The organism is Kitasatospora sp. Root107, from assembly GCF_001424875.1.
Lineage (GTDB): Bacteria > Actinomycetota > Actinomycetes > Streptomycetales > Streptomycetaceae > Kitasatospora.
In genome coordinates this window covers 503,454-524,706 of the sequence record NZ_LMCT01000012.1, presented here as the reverse complement: position 1 = coordinate 524,706, position 21,253 = coordinate 503,454, and the positions used below count along the sequence as shown (strand labels likewise).

Genomic DNA, 21,253 nt, shown 5'->3' with positions numbered 1-21,253 from the left:
TTCCACGCCCCGCGGGTGGCTGCTCCCTAGCCGACCACGCCCGCCGCGAACGAGCCGTCGCAGACCGGGCGGGCGAACGAGCGGGCCCGCTGCGCGTCGCCCTGGTACTTGCGCACGGCGGCCTTGCCGAGGTCGGCGGCCAGCGTGCTGCAGTACGGGGTGAGCGTGGGCTTCTCCCGCATGGTGCGCTCCAGCAGGTCGAGTGCGGTACCCGGGTTGTGGGTGCGCAGCTCGTCCATCAGGTCGACCCGGAGGGCGTCCTGCGGGGCCATGCCCTGCGTGTTGGTGGCGGCCGCGCTGCGGCCGATGGTGCCGTCACCACTGGAGGCGGCCACCACCTGCTGGTCGAGGCCGGTCGGTGGCGCCCAGGGGACGCGGGTGACGGCGAGCGTGCCGGTGGTCACCAGGATCACGGGCAGGGTCAGGGCAACGGTCTGGCCGATGCGGCGCACGAGCTGCTTCACGGTCAGGAGCGTAGCGGTGTGTGGGGTCGAGGTCGCCCTCCGTTACCCCAATGAGTGAAGCGTGTCCTGTTTCGTCCTGCCATCCGGTTGACGCACGGCGCACGGACGACCGAACCCCCGACCGGATCAGCTCCGGTCGGGGGTTCGTGATGTCGACAAGTCGTCAGACGCCTCGGTGGGCGCCGACGGGCCGTCAGGCGCTCAGGCGGGCACCGGTGGTGGTGTTGAAGACGTGGGTCTCGCTGCCGTTCGGGACCACGTGGATGGTCTCGCCCTTCTGCGGGATCTGGCGGCCGTGCACGCGCACGACGATGTCCTTGTCGTCGCCACCGATCTTGGTGGTGCCGTAGACGAAGCCGTCCGCGCCGAGCTCCTCGACCACGTTCACCGTCACCGCGACGCCCTCGATGCCGCCCGCCGGGACGATCTCGAAGTGCTCCGGACGGATGCCGACGGTCACGCTCGTGTCGGTGCCGGCGCCGGCCAGCTCCTCACGGGAGATGTTGATGACCGAGCCGCCGAACTTCACGCCGCCGTCCACCAGCGGGACGTCGACCAGGTTCATCGCGGGCGAGCCGATGAAGCCGGCCACGAAGAGGTTGCCCGGGCGGTCGTACATGTTGCGCGGGGTGTCGACCTGCTGCAGCAGACCGTCCTTGAGCACCGCGACGCGGTCGCCCATGGTCATGGCCTCGACCTGGTCGTGCGTCACGTAGACGGTGGTGATGCCCAGGCGGCGCTGGAGCGACGCGATCTGGGTACGGGTCGAGACGCGGAGCTTGGCGTCCAGGTTGGAGAGCGGCTCGTCCATCAGGAAGACCTGCGGCTCACGGACGATCGCACGGCCCATGGCGACGCGCTGGCGCTGACCGCCGGAGAGCGCCTTCGGCTTGCGGTCCAGGTAGTCGGTCAGGTCGAGGATCTTGGCGGCCTCTTCGACCTTGGCGCGGATCTCGGCCTTGTTCACGCCGGCGATCTTGAGCGCGAAGCCCATGTTGTCCGCGACGGTCATGTGCGGGTAGAGCGCGTAGTTCTGGAACACCATCGCGATGTCCCGGTCCTTCGGCGGCAGGTGGGTGACGTCGCGGTCGCCGATGCGGATCGCACCGCCGTTGACGTCCTCGAGGCCCGCGAGCATCCGGAGGCTGGTGGACTTGCCACAGCCGGAGGGGCCGACCAGGACGAGGAACTCGCCGTCCTCGACGTGCAGCTCCAGGGCGTCCACGGCGGGCTTGGTGCCGCCGGGGTACAGCCGGGTCGCCTTGTCGAACGTGACAGAAGCCATGGCTTTTACACTCCTTCACCGGCAGGAACGTGCCGGACGATCCGAGTAAAGGTGGGATTGTCGTCCGCCGCCCCTGTCAGTGGTCTGAACCACTGCCGAGACGGCTTCCCGCGACGCTACCTGGCGGATCGTCGGATTGTCAGCCCCCTGGGCGACCGATTCAGGCATCAGTCCGATCACGACCGGGCCGCCCGGCTCCCGATATCCCTCCCCACCACGGCATGCCCGCCCGGTACACTGCCCACTGGTGCCGCCGTGGCCTCGCCGCGGACGGTCGCCGTGCCCCCTTAGCTCAGTTGGCCAGAGCACCGCTCTTGTAAAGCGAAGGTCGTCGGTTCGAATCCGACAGGGGGCTCAGCGCTTGCAGCGTCCACGGGACGCAACTGAGGGCCGGCTCGCTGGGGGTTCCCCGGGGAGTCGGCCCTTCGCCGTCGAGTGGCTTCGAGAGGTCTCTGTCATTCGCGCGGCACCGTCCCGAACTCCCGCATGGAGCCTCTCGCATTGTCGAGGACCCGGTTTCCCTGCTGATCGATCATGCGGGTGATGGACTCCTGGGCGATGCCGAAGAATATCGCCCAGGCTGCGATCTGGCCGCTGTTGTCCAGGTACGTGAGGCCCGGAATGAACTCGCCCCGAATGAGAATTATTCCGAGCAGGGCGGAAAGGGCTCCGAGTGGTATCCGCAGCAGCATGAGCACCATCGGCACCATGTAGGGCGTTGCGGTGCCCTGTATGTGTCGCAGGGAAATCGCGCCGGCAACGGCCGCTGCACACATTCCGATGAACTCCACGAGCATCAGATCGACACCAGATGGTTCACCGGCTCCGACCGGGCACTGTCGTACGCCGGCGGGATAGAAGCACGTCTTCTCCGCCAGTGCCCCCGGGGCGGCGAATCCCCAGATCACCGACAGGGAAGCGAGTACCGTCAGGGCGAGGATCGAGCTCAGCAGGAAATTGCGAAACGTCCTGACCTGGGCCCGCTCGGAGTCCGCCGCGTCATTGGCGGCGTGCAGCGTGCGAACCGCCAAGTCTCGGAAGTTCTCGTCGAGTTGGTGGCTGTTGTCGCCCAGGTGGCTTTCCAGTAGTTTCCGCTGGGGGTCCTTGATCCCCAGATGCTGCTCGGCTTTGGCGAGGACGGTCGCTCCGCACCATCTGAGGTCGCCCGTGGGGGATATTCTGAGAATTGCCTCTTCGGTCTTGTGCAGATTCGGCCAGGCCCGGTCCACTGCCGATCCTGACCAGATCGAGCGCAGTCCCCCTGGTGTCGTGACGGCCTGCCGGGCAGCTTCCAGATGCCTGTCCGCCATTTCAGCGATGCTTCGGTTTTCGGGCGTCACAGAGGGTCGTAATCTGTCGACCTGAGATTGTAGGTCGGCAATGTACGATGCACATCTCTGCCGCCATGACGACTTACCGATGCCGGTAACATCCGAGTGCCTTGTCTCGGTCGTAGCCCTCACCGCCATGGATCCTCCATGGGGCTGCGCAGTAATTGAGTGTTTGCAGTTCAAGCCTCGACCCGGGTGATCGGCCGTGCAAGTGCGGTCCGGTGTCGGCGGTGGCAGGCCGACACCGGAGGCTCACCCGAGGATGACCGGGTCGTGGGCGAGGTCGGCGATGAGGGCGTCCAGTTTGGTGCGGTCGACCGAGGACATCAGGAAGACGTGGGCGTAGCTGCGGCGGGTGGATTCGTCGCCGGGAGTGGGGAGGACGTCCTGGGAGGAGAGGGACCACTTCTCGACCAGGGCGGGGCTGGGTCTGCGGAAGCGGACGGTGATGGCTCCCGGGGTGCGGGTGGGCCAGAGGGTGACGGAGTGGGACAGCTCCAGGAGGCGGAGTTGGTGTTCGAGGTAGGTGGCCAGTTCCTGGGCGCGGCGGATCCGGTCGACCTGGTCCTGGTAGGAGTGGCGGGAGAGGTGGTCCCAGAGGATCAGGGGGGAGAAGCCGTTGCGTGAGCCGGCGAAGGTGGTGTCGGGGGCGCCGGTGTAGTCGGGCTGGGACGGCGGGGATATCTGGTACTTGACCTTGGTCATGTAGATGCCGCAGGGCCAGGGTGCGCCGGGCCACTTGTGGCCGCTCATGGCGATCGAGGAGACCATGTCGAGGTCGCCGAACTCCCGGGTGGGGAGGGTGAGTCCGAAGTCGAACTCGGGGAGATCGGTGTCGGGGGCCCAGCCGAAGGCCGGGTCCGCGGCGGCCATCCGTACGAACGGCGCGTAGCCGGCGCCGAGCGCGCCGTCCACGTGGATCCAGAAGCGGCGGCGCAGGTCGGTCAGGGGTTCGCCGGTGTGCGGGTCCCGGCCGTGGGTGACCTGAGCCTGGATCAGGCCGTGGCGTTCGAAGATCGGGAGCAGACGTTCGCAGGCCGCTCGGACGTCGTCGTGGGCGCCCTTGAAGGTGCTGCCGAGGTTGAGGCTCACGAAGATCGGGTGGCCCTTGGCGGCGAAGAACTCGACCAGCGCGGCCAGGGCGTCGATGTCGATCTCGCCGGTGCCGTCCCAGGAGTGGCCCGAGGGGCCGGGGCGGGAGGGCACCTCCGTGGGCCACCCGTGCTGGAGGGGGCTTTCGTCGGGGTACTGCTCGGTGCCCACGGCGTGGAAGGTGTCGACGCCCAGGACCCGGACCGCCTTGGCGAAGGAGTAGTGGGTGTCCTCGGAGTAGAACGCCACGGGCCGGCGGGAGTTGGGGCTGACGGGGGTGGGTGCGAGGGAGCCGCTGGAGGGCTGGATGAGTTGCTTGCCGGTCAGGTAGTCGCGGGCGTTCCAGAGCGCGTACATGTTGCCCTCGGTCGAGCCCATGGAGAGCACGTAGCCCCAGTACGACTCCGGGTCGGCCGGGTCGTGCGGCCCGTTCGCGTGCCACAGGTCGGCGTAGTAGTCGAGCACCGCGCGCTCGACGACCTTGGTGTTCGGCTTGTAGCCGCCGCTCTGGAACGGGTCACCGAGGTTGTTGATGTTGTGCTGCATGAACCGGCCGAGGTCGAAGGCGCAGCCGCCCATCTCCTGGGTGGCCTGGTAGCCGAGCAGGTTGCGGCGCTTCCTGGTCAGGTAGCCGTCCAGCCGGTCGAGGGCGCGCAGGCGCTGCTCGTTGCCCAGGCCGGCGGCCGGGATTTCGAAGTCGGCGGAGTCCGGCTCGTCGGCCTGCGGAAGGAGGGGGACGGGTCCGTCGAGAAGGTCGGTTCGGCTCATGGCAGCTCAGGATGGAACCTGTGACGGTGAAGAGGGAAGCCGTCCGCAGAAGATTCGGAATCAGGCGCCAGAACCTTGTGGATCGTCGGAAGGATGGGCGAACCTGTGCGCTGTGCCGAACTATTCTCACGCCCACCGGGCGCCCCTCGACGACGTGGACCGGGCCATCCTGCGGATCCTGGTCGACAACGCCCGTACGCCGAACAACGCACTCGCCGAGGCGGTGGGGATAGCCCCGTCGACCTGTCTGGCCCGGGTGCGGGCGCTGCGTGAGCGCGGGGTGATCCGTGCGTTCCGGGCCGAGATCGCGCCTGCCGCGATCGGGCTCCCGTTGCAGGCGATGATCTCGGTCCGGCTCCGGGCGCACACCCGGGAGCAGAACGAGAGCTTCCGTGACACGGCTCCCGACATGCCCGGTGTGGTGGCGGTGTTCCACATGGCCGGCTCCGACGACTACCTGCTGCACGTCGCGCTCGCGCACCCCGACGCCCTGCGCGACTTCGTGGTGGACCACCTGACCACCCATCCGGCGGTGGCCCAGACCCGGACCAACCTGATCTTCGAGCAGATCGCCGGCCGTCGGCACCTCACCCCGGAACTGTGAGGCGGAAAAGGCACAGGTCAGGGGGCGGGCAGGGCTGCTGCCGCCTGGTGCCAGGCCGGGTCGAGGGCGAGGGCGGACAGCTGCGCCCCGGTCAGCAGCGGCGGATTCGGGTAGGGCTCCCGCCGGTCGGAGCCCGGGCCCGGGATGTTGCCGGCACCGGCCAGCACCGTGGTTCCGTCGGGCCGTTGCAGGGTGGCCCGCCAGTCCTGTTCGCCGCCGACGGCTCGGGGGGGCAGATAGAGCGTCAGGACGCTGCCGTCGGGCTGGGCGGTGACGGTGCAGCCCGGGATGCTGCAGTCCTGGGGGCGTACCTTCCCGTTCGGTGACGGGGTCGCGCGGCTGACGTCGATCCGGACGGTGCCGGTGCCGGTGCTGTTCGAAATGGTGTAGGCGGCGGCCTGCTGTTTGATGGGGAAGCCCGAAGTGCGGTCCAGCTTCCACGGGTTGCTCAGCTGCAGGCCGGTGGGCAGCTTCGACTTGAGCAGCTCCAGGAGCCGGTCGGGGGTCGATACGGGGGGCGTGGCGGTGGGCGTCTCGGCGGACGGCGTGGTCGATGCGCTCCGGGCGGCCGAGAGCGGTGGGGGTGCCTGGGGCGTGGGGCCGGGGACCAGGGCCAGGGTCACCGCGCAGACCAGGGCGAGGCCGCCCGCTCCGGTGGCGGTGCCGGTGAGGGTACGCAGCCGTCGGGCGCGCCGGCCGCGGTGCAGCAGCTGAGCCAACGGTACGGGACCGGTGGGTACTTGGCGGATCGTCAGATCTTGCAGCGCGCGCGAGATCCGTTCGTCGTCCTCGGTCACGGTGTGGCCTCCTGGTTCGTAAGCAGGGCGGTGCGCAGCCGGGCCATCGCCCGGGCGTTCTGGCTCTTCACGGTGCCGACCGAGCAGCCGAGGGCGGCGGCGGTGGCTTTCTCCGACAGGTCTTCGACATGGCGCAGGACGACCACGGCGCGTTGGCGTTCGGGGAGTGCGCGCAGGGCGAGGTGGAGCTCGTCCAGCTCGTCGAGCCGGTCGCCGAGCGGGTCCACGGCCCGGTCGGCCCTCTCGGGCAGGTCGGCGGTGAGCAGTTCGCGCCGCCGACGGCGCCACCAGCTGACGTGGTTGTTGACCAGCATTCGCCGCAGGTAGGCGTGCGGGTCGTCGGTGGCGGCCCGGCGCCAGCGGACGAAGAGCTTGACCAGGCAGTCCTGGAGCAGCTCTTCGGCGCGGTGCCGGTCGCCGGTCAGCAGGGTTGCGGTGCGCAGGTGCCGGTGCCAGGCGGCCTCCACGAAGTCCGCGTAGGCGGCGTCCTCGGTTTCTCGACTCACGACGGACAGACGCAGGAGGGGTGGTGAAAGGTTGTCACGACTGTGGCTGTCCAGTTTTTGCGAAATACTGTCGACATCTTGTGGTCATCTGTCGAGCGGTGGTTAAGTGGCGGAGCCGCCGGAAGAGCACTCAGCACTGCGGCACCCACCCCACCCATGCCCGCAGAAGGGTTCCTCCGTCATGAGCAGAACTGGGCTCGTCCGTAGATCCGTCGTTGTCGCCGTGGCCGCCGGGATGAGCATGTCCCTTGCTGCCTGCGGCAGTTCGGGTACGGGCGGAGGTGACGGGGCGTCGAAGGTGACCGTCAGCGTGGACTGCCAGCCGCCGGTGACCAAGGCGGCGGAGCGCAAGCAGTGGGACGAGGACGTCGCGGCGTTCGGCAAGCTGTACCCGAACGTGACGATCAAGAGCAAGGACGCCTCGCCCTGCGAGGAGCCAGCCCCGTTCACCGCCCAGCTCAAGGGCAAGACACAGACCGACGTCTTCTACACGTACTTCACCGACCTCGCCCAGGTGCTGGACGCGGGCGGCGCCGAGGACATCAGCGCCTACGTCAACGAGACCACCGTCCCGGCACTGAAGGACATCGACCCGTCGGTGCTGGCCACCCTCAAGGACGGCGGCAAGCTCTACGGCCTGCCGACCTCGAACTACAAGATGGGCCTGCTCTACAACCGCAAGCTGTTCAAGCAGGCGGGTCTCGACCCGGAGAAGCCGCCGGCCACCTGGGCGGAGATCCGGGAGGCGGCGAAGAAGATCGCGGCGCTCGGCAACGGCGTGAACGGGTACGGCGAGTACAGCGCGACCAACCAGGGCGGCTGGCACTACACGGCCGAACTGTACGGCCTGGGCGGCACGATGGTGAGCGAGGACGGCAAGAAAGCCGCGTTCAACACCGCCGAGGGCAGGCAGGTCCTGCAGAACCTCTACGACATGCGCTGGACCGACAACACCATGGGTGCCGCGCAGAGCCTCAAGTGGCCCGACCTGATGACCCAGATGGCGGCCGACAAGCTCGGCATGTACGTCGGGGCGCCGGACGACATCACGTACATGGTGCAGACCCTCAAGGGCGACTACGAGGCGTACGGGATGGGGCCGATGCCCGGGGCCAAGGCGGCGCTGCTCGGCGGCAACGACTACATGTTCAAGAAGGGCTCCAGCCCCGAGCAGATCAAGGCGGGCATCGCCTGGATCAACCTCAAGTACCTGACCCTCGGCAAGGGCCAGTTCGACTACGCCAGGACCAAGGCCGACGGTCTGCCGGTCGGCCTGCCGCAGCCGTTCTTCTTCACCGGTGCCGGCCTGGCGGCGGACAACAAGGCGAAGGCCGCCAGCGCCACCGTGCCGGTGCAGAACTACGCGCCGTACCTGGCCGCCTCGGTGCCCGGAAAGACCGAGCCCGCCCACGCGCAGCAGATCTACAAGGTGCTGGACAACGCGGTCTCGGCGGTGCTGACCGACAGGAACGCCGACATTCCCAAGGTGCTGGCCGACGCGGAGACCCAGGTCAACCAGGTGCTGGCCAGCCTCCAGTAGCGGTCGCAGGGGCCGGCCGTCGGGGCCGGCCCGGTGACGGGGAGTACCGACGAACCAGCGGGAGAACGAAGCGATGGCAGTGATCAGTGTCGCCGGGAAGGCGGCCAGACCCACCACCCACGAGGGCCGGGACCGACGGTGCCGGAAGGTCCGGCAGAACCTCACCGCGCACGGCTTCCTGCTCGGCGCACTGCTCTGCTTCGGCTTCTTCACCTGGTACCCGATGGTCCGTGAGGTGGTGATGAGCTTCCAGAAGACCAAGCGGGGGAGGACCAGCTGGGTCGGGCTGGACAACATCGACCAGCTGCTCCAGGATCCGGAGTTCTGGCAGGCCTGGCGCAACACCCTGCTGTTCACGCTGCTGGCGCTGGTGTTCGGCTTCGCGGTGCCGTTCTTCGTCGCGGTGCTGCTGAACGAGCTCCGGCACGCCAAGTCGTACCTGCGGATCCTGGTGTACCTGCCGGTGATGATGCCGCCGGTCGCCTCGGTGCTGCTCTTCAAGTACTTCTACGACCCGGACTTCGGGCTGTTCAACAGCATCCTGCACACCCTGCACCTGCCGACCTCGGCCTGGCTCAACTCGCCGGACACCGCGATGGTCTCCGTCGTGATCGCGTCCACCTGGATGAACATGGGCGGCGCCACGCTGATCTACCTGGCGGCACTGCAGGGCATCCCCGGGGAGCTGTACGAGGCCGCCGAGCTGGACGGGGCCGGCCTGTGGCGCCGGGTCTGGCACGTGACGATCCCGCAGACCCGGCTGATCCTCTCGCTGCTGTTGCTGCTCCAAGTGGTCGCCACCATGCAGGTGTTCGTCGAACCCTTCCTGCTGACCGGCGGGAACGGGCCGCAGGGGTCCACCACCACGGTGGTCTACCTCGTCTACCAGTACGCCTTCAACTTCAACAACTACGGCGCCGCCTCGGCGCTCGGCCTGATCATGCTCGTCGTGCTGGCCGGATTCTCCGCTCTGTACGTGCGCCAGTCCCGGAAGGCTGACTAGACCATGGACGAGCCGCTGACCCGGACGCTGATCTCGCAGACCCAACTCAACCGGCCGCTCGGCAGGTTGCTGTACCGGACCGTGCTGGCGCTGACCGTCGTCGGCTTCACCGTGGTCTTCCTCGGGCCGCTGTACTGGCTGGTGACCGGTGGGCTGAAGTCCACCGCCGAGGTGATCCAGAACCCGCCGACGCTGTTCCCGGCCGAGCTGCACCCGGAGACGTACGCCACCGCGTGGCGCCAACTCGGTATGAGCCGACTGCTGTTCAACACGCTGTACTACGCCTTCGGGGCGCTCGCGTTCCAGCTGGTGTTCGACGTGGCGGCGGCGTACGCGCTGTCCAAGCTGCGGCCGGTGCTGGGGAACCTGATCCTCGGCATGATGCTGGCCACCCTGATGATCCCGGCGGCGGTGCTGATCGTGCCGCAGTACCTGACCGTGCTGGACCTGCCGCTGCTGCACGTCAACCTGGTCGACACGCCCTGGGCGATCTGGCTGCCGACGGTGGCGAACGCCTTCAACATCTTCCTGCTGAAGCGGTTCTTCGACTCCATCCCGGAGGACCTGATGGCGGCGGCGGCGATCGACGGGGCCACCCCGACCCGGGCGCTGTGGTCGATCGTGCTGCCGATGTCGCGGCCGATCCTCGGGGTGGTGTCGATCTTCGCGGTGGTCAACGTCTGGAAGGACTTCCTCTGGCCGATGCTGGTCCAGCCGGAACCGGCCAACCAGACGCTCAACATCGGCATCAAGTCGCTCTCGATGGGCGTGCCGCAGAACGTGATCATCGCGGCGCTGGCGATCGCCTCGGTGCCGACCGTGGTGTTCTTCCTGATCTTCCAACGCAACATCATGTCCGGGCTCACCTCCGGCGGGCTGAAGGGCTGAGACCCGCAGCGCCGACCGGAGCCGAGCACGGGCGCCGACCCGAAAGGACCCCCACCGTGGGACAGCAATCCCGGCTCCCCTCCGAGCACCCGGACTGGTGGCGCGACGCGGCGATCTACCAGGTGTACCCGCGCAGCTTCGCCGACGGCGACGGTGACGGCACCGGGGACCTGTCCGGGGTCCGCGCCCGACTGCCCTATCTGGCCGAACTCGGCATCGACGCCGTCTGGTTCAACCCCTGGTACCCCTCGCCGATGGCGGACGGCGGCTACGACGTGTCGGACTACCGGGGCGTCGACCCGCTGTTCGGCACCCTGGACGAGGCCGAGAAGCTGATCGCCGAGGCTCTCGGCCTGGGCATCCGCACTGTGGTGGACATCGTCCCCAACCATGTCTCCGACCAACACCCCTGGTTCCAGCAGGCGTTGGCGGCTTCGCCGGGCAGCCCGGAGCGCGAGCTGTTCCACTTCAGGCCAGGCCGGGGGGAGACCGGCGAGCTGCCGCCGAACGACTGGGTGTCGGAGTTCGGCGGCTGCCCGTGGACCAGGCTGCCGGACGGCGAGTGGTACCTGCACCTGTTCGCCACCCAGCAGCCGGACCTCAACTGGGCGCACCCGCTGGTGCGTTCGGAGCACGAGGAGATTCTCCGGTTCTGGTTCGACCGGGGCGCGGCGGGGGTGCGGATCGACTCGGCCGCACTGCTCGCGAAGGACCCGGCACTGCCGGACTTCGTCAAGGGCCGCGACCCGCACCCGTTCACCGACCGGGAGGAGCTGCACAGCATCTACCGGTCCTGGCGGGCGATCGCGGACGAGTACCCGGGCGAGCGGATCCTGGTCGGCGAGGTCTGGCTGCCGGACGCCGAACGGTTCGCCCGCTACCTGCGCCCGGACGAGCTGCACACCGCGTTCAACTTCGACTTCCTGGCCCGCCCCTGGGAGGCCCGCGCCCTGCGCGAGTCGATCGACGGCACGCTCGCCCTGCACGCCCCGGTCGGCGCCCCGGCCACCTGGGTGCTGTGCAACCACGACGTGACCCGGACGGTGACCAGGTACGGTCGCCGGGACACCCGGTTCGACTTCGCCAGCAAGACCTTCGGCACCCCCACAGACCTGGCCCTCGGCCGACGCCGGGCCAGGGCGGCCGCCCTGCTCTCACTGGCCCTGCCCGGTGCGGTCTACCTCTACCAGGGCGAGGAGCTCGGCCTGCCCGAGGTCGAGGACCTGCCGCTGGCCCGGCGGCAGGACCCGATGCACCTGCGCTCCGGCGGCACCGACCCCGGCCGGGACGGCTGCCGGGTGCCGCTCCCCTGGTCGGGCGACCGACCCCCGTACGGGTTCAGCCAGGCTCCGGCCGAGCCCTGGCTCCCGCAGCCGGCCGACTGGGCCGACCTCACGGTCGAGGCCCAGTCGGCCCGGGCTGACTCGATGCTCACCCTCTACCGCACCGCGCTCCGACTGCGCCGCGCCGAAGTGGCGCTGTGCGGTGACACGTTCGAGTGGCTGGACAGCTCGGCGGAGGTGCTCGCGTTCCGGCGCGGGGCCGACTTCCGCTGCCTGGTCAACTTCGGGCCCGCGCCGTTGCCGCTGCCCCCGGAGCGGCAGGTCCTGTTGGCCAGCGGACCGCTCACCGAGGACGGACTGCTCCCCACCGACACCGCTGTCTGGCTGCGCGCCGGCTGAGGAGACTGCTGATGGCCCGGTCGCCACCTCGCTCGCCAAGGTTCCCAACTCCTCACCCCCACCCATCGTTCGGACGACGAGACAGAGGAAACCGTGAGAACCCGAGCACCGATCCCCCGACTGGTGGCCACCGCGGCCACCATCAGCCTGCTCGCCCTGGCAGGTCCGCTGCTGCCCACCGCCGCCTCGGCGGCCGGTGGTCCCAACCTGGCGGCCGGAAAGGCCGTCGCGGCCAGCAGCTCCACCGGCGGTCAGGCCGTCGGCAACATCAACGACGGCAACCAGTCCACCTACTGGGAGAGCAGCAACGGCAGCCTCCCGCAGTGGGTGCAGGTCGACCTCGGCGCGGCGGCCGGCGTGGACGAGGTGGTGCTCAAGCTGCCGGCCGCCTGGGGCAGCCGCACCGAGACGCTGGCCGTGCAGGGCAGCGCCGACGGCACCAGCTTCAACACCCTGACCAGCTCCGCGAGGTACAGCTTCGACCCGGGCGCCGCGAACACCGTGAAGATCGGCTTCCCAGCCGTCACCACCCGGTTCGTCCGGCTGGCGATCAGCGCCAACACCGGCTGGCCCGCCGCCCAGATCTCCGAGCTGGAGGTGCACGGCGCGACCGGCACCAGCGCCAACCTGGCCCAGGGCCGCAACCTCACCGCGAGCAGCTACAGCCAGACCTACACCGCGAACAACGCCAACGACGGCTCCCGGTCGAGCTACTGGGAGAGCGCCAACAACGCCCTGCCGCAGTGGATCCAGCTCGACCTGGGATCCTCGGTCGCGGTGAACAAGCTGGTGCTCAAGCTCCCGGCGGGCTGGGAGAAGCGGACCCAGACGCTCGCCGTCCAGGGCAGCTCCAACGGCACCGACTTCACCGACCTGGCCGCCTCCACCGGCTATGTCTTCGATCCGGCCACCGGCAACGCCGTGACGGTCGACTTCGGCACCGCGACCACCCGGTACATCCGGCTGAACGTCACCGCCAACACGGCCTGGCCGGCCGCCCAGCTGGCCGAGCTGGAGGCATACGGGCCGACCGCCGGGGACACCCAGGCGCCGTCCGCACCGGCCAACCTGGCGTACACCCAGCCGAGTCCGGGTCAGATCAAGCTGACCTGGGGTGCCGCGACCGACAACGTGGGCGTGACCGGCTACGACATCTTCGCCGACGGTGAGCTGCTCACCAGTGTGGGCGGCGGGGTGCTGACGTACACCGACACCCGGCCCGACAGCGCCACCGTCTCGTACTTCGTCCGGGCCAAGGACGCGGCCGGGAACCAGTCCGGGAACAGCAACACCGTCACCCGCACGGGCGCCGCCGGGGACACCCAGGCGCCGTCCGCACCGGCCAACCTGGCGTACACCCAGCCGAGTTCGGGTCAGATCAAGCTGACCTGGGGTGCCGCCACCGACAACGTGGGTGTGGCCGGCTACGACGTCTACGCCAACGGCGCACTCCGCAGCAGCGTCGCGGGCAACGTGCTGACGTACACCGACAGCCAGCCGGACAGCGCCACCGTCTCGTACTACGTGAAGGCGAAGGACGCGGCCGGCAACCAGTCGGCGAGCAGCAACACCGTGCTGCGCAGCGGCAGTACCGGCGGCACCAACCTGGCGGCGGGCAAGGCGATCACCGCCTCCTCCAGCATCTTCACCTTCGTCGCGGCAAACGCCAACGACAACGACGTCACGACCTACTGGGAGGGGAACTCCAACAGTTACCCCAACACCCTGACGGTGCCGCTTGGTTCGAACGCCGCCGTGGACTCCGTGGTGGTCAAGCTCAACCCGGCCTCGGCCTGGGGCCCGCGGACCCAGACCATCGAGGTGCTGGGCCGGGAGCAGAGCGCGAGTGGTCTCGCCAGTCTGGTGGCCGCGAAGAGCTACGCCTTCGACCCGGCCTCCGGCAACACCGTGACCATCCCGGTCGGTGCCACGGTGGCCGACGTCCAGCTGCGGATCACCGCAAACTCAGGTTCCGGTGGCGGCCAGGCGGCCGAGTTCCAGGTGATCGGCACCCCGGCGCCGAACCCGGACCTCGCCGTCACCGGCACCACCGCGACCCCGGCCAGCCCGGTGGAGACCGACGTGGTCACGCTGGCCGCCACGGTCAAGAACGTCGGCACGCTGCCCTCGGCCGCCACCGCCGTGGACCTGTTCCTCGGATCCACCAAGGTCGGCACCGCGCAGGTCGGCGCGCTGGCCGCCGGTGGTACCAGTACCGTCTCGGTCAACGCCGGGGCGCAGAACGCGGGCAGCTACCAGGTGAGCGCCAAGGTCGACCCGGCCAACACGGTGGTCGAGCGGGACGAGAGCAACAACGGCTACACCGCCCCGGCCGCCCTGGTGGTCAGTCAAGTCGCCAGCTCGGACCTGCTGGCCGCCCCGGTCAGCTGGTCGCCGGGCAACCCGGCCACCGGCAACGCCGTCACCTTCTCGGTGGCGCTGAAGAACCAGGGCACGGTGGCCTCGGCCGCCGGTGCGCACGGCATCACGCTGACCGTGGCCGACCAGAGCGGCGCGGTGGTCAAGACGCTGACCGGTTCCTACAGCGGCGCGATCGCGGCCGGTGCCACCACCGCCCCGGTCAGCCTGGGCAGTTGGACGGCGGGCAACGGCAAGTACACCGTGCAGACGGTGATCGCCAACGACGCCAACGAGCTGCCGGTCAAGCAGGCCAACAACACCAGCAGCCAGTCGCTGTTCGTCGGCCGCGGGGCCAACATGCCGTACGACATGTACGAGGCCGAGGACGGTGTGCTGGCCGGTGGTGCCGCGCTGGTCGGCCCGAACCGGACCGTCGGCGACCTGGCCGGCGAGGCCTCCGGCCGGCGTGCGGTGACGCTCAACTCCACCGGTGCCTCGGTCGAGTTCACCACCAAGGCGCCGACCAACACCCTGGTCACCCGGTTCTCCATCCCGGACGCGGCGGGCGGCGACGGCATCGACTCGAGCTTGAGTGTCTACGTCAACGGCAGCTTCCTGAAGACCATCGACCTGACCTCCAAGTACGCCTGGCTGTACGGCAGCGAGACCGGCCCGGGCAACTCGCCCAGCGCGGGTGGCCCGCGGCACATCTACGACGAGGCGAACGTGCTGCTCGGCACCACCGTCCCGGCGGGTAGCCGGATCAGGCTGCAGAAGGACGCGGGCAACACCTCGCAGTACGCGATCGACTTCGTCAGCCTGGAGCAGGCCACCGCGACCCCGAACCCGGACCCGGCCCGCTACACGGTGCCGGCCGGCTTCACCCACCAGGACGTGCAGAACGCCCTGGACAAGGTCCGGATGGACACCACCGGCACCCTGGTCGGCGTCTACCTGCCGACCGGTGACTACCAGACCGCAGCTAAGTTCCAGGTCTACGGCAAGCCGGTCAAGGTGATCGGTGCGGGCCCCTGGTTCACCCGGTTCCACGCCCCGGCCACCCAGTCCAACACCGACATCGGCTTCCGCGCCGAGGCCACGGCCAACGGGTCGACCTTCGCGGGGTTCGCCTACTTCGGCAACTACACCTCGCGGATCGACGGCCCCGGCAAGGTCTTCGACTTCTCCAACGTGGCCAACACGGTGATCGACAACATCTGGGTCGAGCACATGGTCTGCCTCTACTGGGGTGCCAACACCGACTCGATGGTGATCAAGAACTCCCGGATCCGGGACACCTTCGCCGATGGCGTCAACATGACCAACGGCAGCACCGACAACCTGATCAGCAACAACGAGGCCCGGGCCACCGGTGACGACTCCTTCGCGCTGTTCTCCGCGATCGACGGGGGCGGGGCGGACGAGAAGAACAACGTCTTCGAGAACCTGACCTCGATCCTCACCTGGCGGGCCGCCGGTGTCGCGGTCTACGGCGGGTACGCCAACACCTTCCGCAACATCCACATCGCGGACACCCTGGTCTACTCGGGCATCACCATCAGCTCGCTGGACTTCGGCTACCCGATGAACGGCTTCGGGACCGACCCGACCAACCTGCAGAACATCTCCATCGTCCGGGCGGGCGGCCACTTCTGGGGCTCGCAGACCTTCCCCGGCATCTGGGTCTTCTCGGCCTCGAAGGTGTTCCAGGGCATCCGGGTGAGCGACGTGGACATCGTCGACCCGACCTACCACGGCATCATGTTCCAGACGAACTACGTGGGCGGTCAGCCGCAGTTCCCGGTCAAGGACACGGTGTTCACCAACGTCTCGATCAGCGGGGCGCAGAGGAGCGGTGACGCGTACGACGCCAAGTCGGGCTTCGGGATCTGGGTCAACGAGGCGGCCGAGGCCGGTCAGGGCCCGGCGGTCGGCAACGCGGTCTTCAACAACCTGCGGTTGAGCGGCAACGTCCAGAACATCAGGAACACCACCTCCACCTTCACCCTGACCGTGAACCCGTAACACCCACCGAGAACGGTGCCGCCGGGAGTCCTGACCTCCCGGCGGCACTTCCGGCTGCTGGGGAAAGGCCTGTGTTGTCCGGAAAGGGCATGTCGTTCGCAACGCAAGAAAGCGCAAAAAACTTGCGCGGGAAGACGTACACTCGCGGCATGACACGACGACTTGCCCAGGTGGCGCAGAAGGTCGGGGTCAGCGAGGCCACGGTCAGCCGGGTGCTGAACGAGAAGCCCGGCGTCTCCGACGCGACCAGGGCGGCGGTGCTGACGGCGCTGGACGTGCTGGGCTACGAGCGGCCCACCCAACTCCGCGGTGAGCGGGCCAGGTTGGTCGGCATGGTGATGCCGGAGCTGCAGAACCCGATCTTCCCGGCCTTCGCCGAGGTGGTCGGCGGCGCGCTGGCCGGCCAGGGCTTCACCCCGGTGCTCTGCACGCAGACCGCCGGCGGAGTCTCCGAGGCCGACTACGTGGACCTGCTGCTCTCCCAACAGGTCTCCGGGGTGGTCTTCTTCGGCGGCCTCTACGCCCAGGCGGACGCGGCCCACGAGCACTACGAGCGGCTGGCCGAACGCAGCCTGCCCACCGTGCTGCTGAACGCGGCGATCGACGGCCTGGACTTCGCCCGGGTCTCCTGCGACGACGCGGTGGCGGTGGAGCAGTCCATCGGCCACTTGCGGCAGTTGGGGCACCGGAAGATCGGCCTGGTGCTCGGCCCGAGCGACCACGTGCCCTCCCAGCGCAAGCTGGCGGCGGCCCGGGTCGCGGCGGCGAAGGCCGGCCTCGAGCTGCCCGACCTGCACGTGGAGCGGGCACTTTTCACCCTGGAGGGGGGCCAGGCGGCCACCACCAGGCTGCTCCGGCAGGAGGTCACCGGCATCATCTGCGCGAGCGACCCGCTGGCCCTGGGGGCGGTCCGGGCGGTCCGCCGGGCCGGGCTCTCGGTGCCGGACGACGTCTCGGTGATCGGCTACGACGACTCGGCCTTCATGAACTGCACCGACCCGCCGCTCACCACCGTCCGACAGCCGATCGAGGCGATGGGGCGGGCCGCCGTGGACCTGCTGGCGGGGGAGATCGGCGGCGCCAAGATCACCCACGACGAGCTGCTGTTCGAGCCCGAGCTGGTGGTGCGCGGCTCGACCGCGCCGCCGCGCTCGCGCGGCTGACCGCGCAGCCTTGAAGGCCCTGGCACCCGATGAGGTGTCAGGGCCTTCGTGTGTGGTGGGTCAGGAGGCGTACGCCTGGATGTCGGACAGCTGGGCGGCCGGCCAGCCGGTGTTGCCGGTGAAGGTCACCCGCAGGTGGCGGGCGGCGGCGCCGGGGAAACTGACCGTGACGGTGTTGCCGGTGGCCGGGTCGAAGCCGTAGCCCGCAGAGGCCTTCGCGGTGGTCCAGGTGCTGCCGTCGGTACTGGTGAGCACCGAGAGCGTCTCGGTCCGCGCGCCCCAGCCGGCCGGCAGCCGGAGCACCAGACGGCCCACGGTGGACTGGCTGCCGAGGTCGGCGCTCAGCGACTGCGGGAACGCGTTGTTGGCGCTCTCCCAGTAGCTGTTCGGGTCACCGTCGTTGGCCCGGGAGACGGTGTAGACGTCCGCGTGGCTGGTCTCGGTGAGGGTCCGGCCCGCGAGCAGGTTCGGGTTGGCAGATGGGGTGGTCGTGGGGGTGCTGCCGGTGAGCACGGTCAGCTCCGCGAGCTGAGCGGCGGGCCAGCCGGTGTTACCGGTGACCGTGATCCGGATCCACCGGGCCTTGGTGGCAGCCAAGTTGACGGTCGCGGTGTTCCCGGTTGCCGGGTCGAGCAGTACTCCGCGCGAGGCGGCCAGCTCGGTGAACGAACTGCCGTCGGTGGAGCCGGAGACGGTGAGCGTCTCGGTACGGGCCTCCCAGTTCGGCGGCAGCTTCAGCTGGACACCGGTCACGTCGGTGGCGGTGCAGCGGTCGACCGTCAGCGACTGCGGGAAGGCGTTGTTGGTGCTCTCCCAGTAAGTCGCGGCGTTGCCGTCGATGGCGTTGGCCGCGCCATAGGTCTGGTTGCTGCTGGTCGCGGTCGCGCTCGGCGTGCAGACCGGCGGCGTGGAGGGGGAGGGTGACGGGCTGGGCGACGACGAGGGGGAAGGCGAGGGGGAAGGCGACGGCGAGGGCTGGGTGCCGTTGGACGGCCGCCCGCCGTAGGTGAACCTCGGGTCGGGCCAGACACCCGAGCAGGTCGAGCCCGACCAGCCGGAGTTGCCGCCGCCGTCGGTGATCACGAAGCCGGTGCCGACACAGTTGTGGGTCGGGGTGGCCGCCTGCGCGATGTTCTTCGCCGTCACGTTGGTGAACTTCATGCTCGCGTTGGCCTGCGCCTGGATCGCGTAGGTGCCCGCGCCGTCGATGTTCACGTTGGTGAGGTTGACCCCGTTGACCGCGCCTTCGATGGTCTGGATCGCCTCGTACGAGCTGTCCAGGATGTCGCTGTCGGTGATGTTGATGGTCGCGCCGCTGATCGCCTCGTTGAGGCCGCTGAACCAGACCGCGCCGACCCCGAAGTTCCAGTTGAAGTCGCTGTTGCCGGTCCGGATCAGGGTGTTCCGGGCGGCGGTGATGGTGCCCGCCACGGCGGTGCCGTTGCCCGAACTGACGCCCGGGTAGCGGTTGGCGATGTGCAGGCCGCCGCCGTTGCTGATGGTGTCGGCCATCACGTTGTCCGAGATGGTGAAGTCCTTGCCGCCGTACGTGACGATGTTGTTCGCCAGGATCGGCAGCACGACCGTGTTGTGGGTGAAGCTGTCGCGCACGTTCGGCACCCGCTCCGGCCAGGAGGCCAGGCCGTCGTCGCCGGTGTTGCGGACGAAGGTGTTGGTGACGGACGAGTCGGTGACCCCGGTGTGGAAGTTCACGCCGTCGGCGGTCTGGTCCAGGATCCGGCTGTTGCGGATGGTGAGGTGGTCCATCGGACCGTCCATCCAGGCGGCCACCTTGGTGTGCTGGATCCACAGGTTGTCGACCACCGAGTTGCTCATCGCGCCGCCGATGGCGTTCACCTGGTCGTCGTCGACCCGCTCCTGGATGTCGCCGATCAGGGCGAAGTCCTTGAGCGTGACGTTCCGGCTCGGACCACCCGCCTCGTGCGGCCGGACCGCGCCGCCGTAGCCGCCGCCCGGCACGTACTTGCCGTAGATGCCGGCCGCCCGGTTCCGGTTCACCGGGTCGCGTCCGCCGAGCACGCTGTACCAGGGACCGGCCCCGGCCAGCGTGACGCCGTCCACCACCACGTGGTCGTAGAGGGTGAAGCTGCCCGGCGGGATGAAGACCGTCTTCCCCTGCGCCTGCCCGGCGTTGACCGCCGCCTGGAACTTCGTGGTCGAGTCGGTGGCCCCGCTCGGGTCGGCGCCGAAGTCCGTCACCACGTCAAGTGCCCCAGCGGGCTTGGCGATCGGCGCGGCGACCTGCTCGAAGTCGGCCAGGTCGATGGTGAAGCTGGGCGACTGCGCGGTGGAGGAGACCTGCAGCCGGATCTTCGCTCCGGCGGGCAGGGTGGAGCCGAACATGGTCCGGGTCTCGTCGTAGAAGTGGTGCGGGTTGGTGTCACCGGGGTTGTTGTTGAACGGGTAACCCCCGTAGTACCAGCCGTACTTGGAGGTGACCGGCAGGTCCTTCAGCTTCGATCCGTTGACCAGCAGGTCGATCGAGGCGGTCCGCCCCCGGCCGTCGGCGGTGTCCGGCAGGCTGTACCGGAAGCTCATCGCGTTGGCCGGCGCGGCCAGGGTGAACTCCACGTACTGGCCGGTGGAGTTGAGCGTGACGGCCTGGCGTCCCGACGCCTCCGAGGGCAGGGTGCCGTAGCGCCGCTCGGGGCCGATCACGGTGCCGTTGGTGGCCGCGTACTCGGCCTCCTGCTCCCTGAACGGGACGGTGGCACCCCGGCCGGAGACGTCCAGCGGGGACAGGGTCGGTACGGCGGCGGCGTGCGCGGACTGGGCGGTCAGGCCGAGCAGGGCGGCGGAGCTCAGTGCGGCGGCCGTCAGCACGGCGAGCGGAGCGCGCAGGCGGCGAAGTGGGGGTGGCTGCATGGGGGATGCACTTCCTTGCTGGTCGCGTGGGTGGGAACGGCCGAGCGTTGGAGAGACTAGGCGCGACGGTGCATGAAGTCCATGTAAAAGTGCAAAATTTCGACAGAGATCGCGCAAGTACGTCGGATCGACGGACCTGCCCGGGTCAGCCCCCGGCGCGCAGCTCCAGGCCCGCCGGGATCGCCGCGAAGGTGCGGGCCAGCCGGGCGGTCAGGCTGCTCCGGTCTCCGCGGTCGGTCGAGTGGACCCAGTCCCGGGCGGACACGCTCCAGGCGGTGATGGTCAGTTGGGCGAGTACCCGCAGGCGCAGGTCGTCGGCGGGCAGGTCCAGCCGCTCGGCCAGCCGGGCGATGATCTGCTGCTCGACCTCGTTCCGGTAGTGCGCCATGTACGAGAGCAACGCCGGTGTGCTGCGGACCAGTTCGCGGGTCGCCGCGTAGCGCTCGTCCCAGTCCGGGTCCAGTGCGGCGGTCACCTCGGCCAGCACGCCCTGCAGCTCGGCGAGGACCAGTCCGGTCAGTGGCCGCTCGGCCAGTGCGGCCAGGCAGGCCGACCAGAGCTCGACCTCGGCCTCGATCGCCACCGCCTCCTTGGCCGGGAAGGTGCGGAAGAACGTGGACTTGGAGACCTCGACCGCGTCGACCAGCTCCTCCAGCGTGGTCGCATCGAAGCCCTGCTCACCGAACAGGCGCAGGGCCGCGTCGGCCAACGCCCGGCGGGTGCGCAGCTTCTTGCGCTCACGGAGCGGCAGCGAGCGGTCCTGGGGGCGCGGGGCGGCGGTCATGGCGACACCCTATCCGGCGGCGACCCTCGGGAGCGGTAGCTCCTGAGGCTCGAAAGCGACCTATTGCCAAATGA

General features: G+C 69.2%; 15 protein-coding genes, 1 tRNA gene and 1 pseudogene. 8 read left to right on the top strand and 9 right to left on the bottom strand.

Annotated elements, in window-relative coordinates; translation table 11 throughout:
• Window positions 1-26 precede the first annotated feature (26 nt).
• Both ASC99_RS14135 and ASC99_RS14130 read right to left on the bottom strand, forming a co-directional pair.
• The gene (locus ASC99_RS14135; RefSeq protein WP_057231833.1) at window positions 27-464 is read right to left on the bottom strand and encodes a hypothetical protein; all 438 of its coding nucleotides are present in this window, start codon (window positions 462-464) and stop codon (window positions 27-29) included.
• A 193-nt stretch (window positions 465-657) separates the two neighbouring features.
• Entirely contained in the window at window positions 658-1,749 is a 1,092-nt protein-coding gene (locus ASC99_RS14130; RefSeq protein ID WP_057231831.1) for an ABC transporter ATP-binding protein, read from the bottom strand.
• A 281-nt stretch (window positions 1,750-2,030) separates the two neighbouring features.
• Here ASC99_RS14130 and ASC99_RS14125 point away from each other — a divergent pair.
• Window positions 2,031-2,104 (top strand) — tRNA-Thr (locus ASC99_RS14125).
• A 100-nt stretch (window positions 2,105-2,204) separates the two neighbouring features.
• Here the strand turns inward: ASC99_RS14125 and ASC99_RS14120 are convergent.
• Together ASC99_RS14120 and ASC99_RS14115 are read right to left on the bottom strand one after the other, a co-directional pair.
• Entirely contained in the window at window positions 2,205-3,089 is an 885-nt protein-coding gene (locus tag ASC99_RS14120) for a hypothetical protein (protein WP_157531518.1), read from the bottom strand.
• 243 nt (window positions 3,090-3,332) lie between these two features.
• A complete protein-coding gene (locus tag ASC99_RS14115) occupies window positions 3,333-4,940 on the bottom strand; it encodes a hypothetical protein (protein ID WP_057231827.1) in 1,608 nt (535 codons plus the stop codon).
• Between the two features lie 112 nt (window positions 4,941-5,052).
• Between ASC99_RS14115 and ASC99_RS14110 the strand changes: the two genes are divergently transcribed.
• Complete coding sequence (locus tag ASC99_RS14110; protein ID WP_235502494.1) at window positions 5,053-5,544, top strand: Lrp/AsnC family transcriptional regulator; 492 nt, start codon at window positions 5,053-5,055, stop codon at window positions 5,542-5,544.
• Between the two features lie 17 nt (window positions 5,545-5,561).
• Here the strand turns inward: ASC99_RS14110 and ASC99_RS14105 are convergent, their stop codons facing one another.
• Entirely contained in the window at window positions 5,562-6,341 is a 780-nt protein-coding gene (locus ASC99_RS14105; protein WP_057231825.1) for a hypothetical protein, read from the bottom strand.
• Window positions 6,338-6,847, bottom strand: a complete 510-nt coding sequence (locus ASC99_RS14100; RefSeq protein ID WP_057231823.1) for a SigE family RNA polymerase sigma factor — start codon at window positions 6,845-6,847, stop codon at window positions 6,338-6,340. The genes ASC99_RS14105 and ASC99_RS14100 overlap by 4 nt, the downstream gene beginning before the upstream one ends.
• Before the next feature lie 181 nt (window positions 6,848-7,028).
• Between ASC99_RS14100 and ASC99_RS14095 the strand changes: the two genes are divergently transcribed.
• The 6 genes from ASC99_RS14095 to ASC99_RS14070 all read left to right on the top strand — a co-directional run bounded on the left by ASC99_RS14095 (window position 7,029) and on the right by ASC99_RS14070 (window position 17,509).
• Window positions 7,029-8,387, top strand: a complete 1,359-nt coding sequence (locus tag ASC99_RS14095; protein WP_057231820.1) for an extracellular solute-binding protein — start codon at window positions 7,029-7,031, stop codon at window positions 8,385-8,387.
• 73 nt (window positions 8,388-8,460) lie between these two features.
• Window positions 8,461-9,390: a carbohydrate ABC transporter permease gene (locus ASC99_RS38495; RefSeq protein ID WP_057231818.1), complete on the top strand. Its 930-nt coding sequence runs from the start codon at window positions 8,461-8,463 to the stop codon at window positions 9,388-9,390.
• 3 nt (window positions 9,391-9,393) lie between these two features.
• Window positions 9,394-10,278 carry a carbohydrate ABC transporter permease gene (locus tag ASC99_RS38490; RefSeq protein ID WP_057231816.1) on the top strand — a complete coding sequence of 295 codons (885 nt, stop codon included), beginning with the start codon at window positions 9,394-9,396 and terminating at the stop codon, window positions 10,276-10,278.
• Between the two features lie 56 nt (window positions 10,279-10,334).
• Window positions 10,335-11,960 (top strand): glycoside hydrolase family 13 protein, encoded by a 1,626-nt coding sequence (locus ASC99_RS14080; RefSeq protein ID WP_057231814.1) that lies wholly within the window; start codon window positions 10,335-10,337, stop codon window positions 11,958-11,960.
• Window positions 11,961-12,053: 93 nt separating this feature from the next.
• Window positions 12,054-16,346, top strand: a complete 4,293-nt coding sequence (locus tag ASC99_RS14075) for a discoidin domain-containing protein (protein WP_157531517.1) — start codon at window positions 12,054-12,056, stop codon at window positions 16,344-16,346.
• A gap of 149 nt (window positions 16,347-16,495) precedes the next feature.
• On the top strand, window positions 16,496-17,509 hold the full coding sequence (locus ASC99_RS14070) for a LacI family DNA-binding transcriptional regulator (protein ID WP_057231812.1): 1,014 nt from the start codon (window positions 16,496-16,498) through the stop codon (window positions 17,507-17,509).
• A 60-nt stretch (window positions 17,510-17,569) separates the two neighbouring features.
• On the opposite strand, the gene ASC99_RS40455 is transcribed toward ASC99_RS14070, so the two are convergent.
• The 3 genes and pseudogenes from ASC99_RS40455 to ASC99_RS14060 all read right to left on the bottom strand — a co-directional run bounded on the left by ASC99_RS40455 (window position 17,570) and on the right by ASC99_RS14060 (window position 21,179).
• Complete coding sequence (locus ASC99_RS40455) at window positions 17,570-18,022, bottom strand: discoidin domain-containing protein (protein WP_235502516.1); 453 nt, start codon at window positions 18,020-18,022, stop codon at window positions 17,570-17,572.
• A pseudogene (locus ASC99_RS14065) lies at window positions 18,014-20,395 on the bottom strand (discoidin domain-containing protein); the annotation flags it as partial. The pseudogene ASC99_RS14065 and the gene ASC99_RS40455, both read right to left, overlap by 9 nt.
• 145 nt (window positions 20,396-20,540) lie before the next feature.
• Entirely contained in the window at window positions 20,541-21,179 is a 639-nt protein-coding gene (locus ASC99_RS14060) for a TetR family transcriptional regulator (RefSeq protein ID WP_057231809.1), read from the bottom strand.
• Between the last annotated feature and the right edge of the window lie 74 nt (window positions 21,180-21,253).

Excerpts from the sequence above, each read along its gene's own strand:
- ASC99_RS14130 (WP_057231831.1), bottom strand. The coding sequence starts at position 1,749 with ATGGCTTCTGTCACGTTCGACAAGGCGACCCGGCTGTACCCCGGCGGC.
- ASC99_RS14095 (WP_057231820.1), top strand. The coding sequence starts at position 7,029 with ATGAGCAGAACTGGGCTCGTCCGTAGATCCGTCGTTGTCGCCGTGGCC.
- ASC99_RS14115 (WP_057231827.1), bottom strand. The coding sequence starts at position 4,940 with ATGAGCCGAACCGACCTTCTCGACGGACCCGTCCCCCTCCTTCCGCAG.
- ASC99_RS14070 (WP_057231812.1), top strand. The coding sequence starts at position 16,496 with ATGACACGACGACTTGCCCAGGTGGCGCAGAAGGTCGGGGTCAGCGAG.
- ASC99_RS38490 (WP_057231816.1), top strand. The coding sequence starts at position 9,394 with ATGGACGAGCCGCTGACCCGGACGCTGATCTCGCAGACCCAACTCAAC.
- ASC99_RS14060 (WP_057231809.1), bottom strand. The coding sequence starts at position 21,179 with ATGACCGCCGCCCCGCGCCCCCAGGACCGCTCGCTGCCGCTCCGTGAG.
- ASC99_RS38495 (WP_057231818.1), top strand. The coding sequence starts at position 8,461 with ATGGCAGTGATCAGTGTCGCCGGGAAGGCGGCCAGACCCACCACCCAC.